This is a genomic window from Mesorhizobium sp. M7A.F.Ca.MR.148.00.0.0 (assembly GCF_003997735.1).
Taxonomy (GTDB): Bacteria; Pseudomonadota; Alphaproteobacteria; order Rhizobiales; family Rhizobiaceae; genus Mesorhizobium.
In genome coordinates this window covers 1-256 of sequence record NZ_RZTB01000620.1, presented here as the reverse complement: position 1 = coordinate 256, position 256 = coordinate 1, and the positions used below count along the sequence as shown (strand labels likewise).

At 62.1% G+C, this 256-nt stretch carries 1 protein-coding gene; it reads right to left on the bottom strand.

Annotation, left to right across the window (positions count from 1 at the left end; translation table 11 throughout):
* Positions 1-256: divergent polysaccharide deacetylase family protein (locus EOB49_RS35555; protein WP_206526230.1), on the bottom strand; the 256-nt coding region annotated here is incomplete at both ends.

The window sequence follows — 256 nt, the reverse complement described above, 5'->3', positions numbered from 1 at the left end:
ATATAGGCAAGGCCGCGTTTGCCGAGTTCGGCCATGAACGGCTCCATCGCCGCCGCGTCGGCGGAAAAGCGCGCGCCCATATAGTTCATGACGCCGGTATAGTTGGTCGTCCGCGACAGTGCCCAGTGCAGGCTTTTCAGATTCTCATCCGCGCTCGCCGCCACCGTCAGCGTGTTGCGGCCCGGATTTACCTTCGGATAATCGAACGGTTCGAGCGGCACCTGCATGACGATCTCGTGGCCGCTCTGCCTGGCTG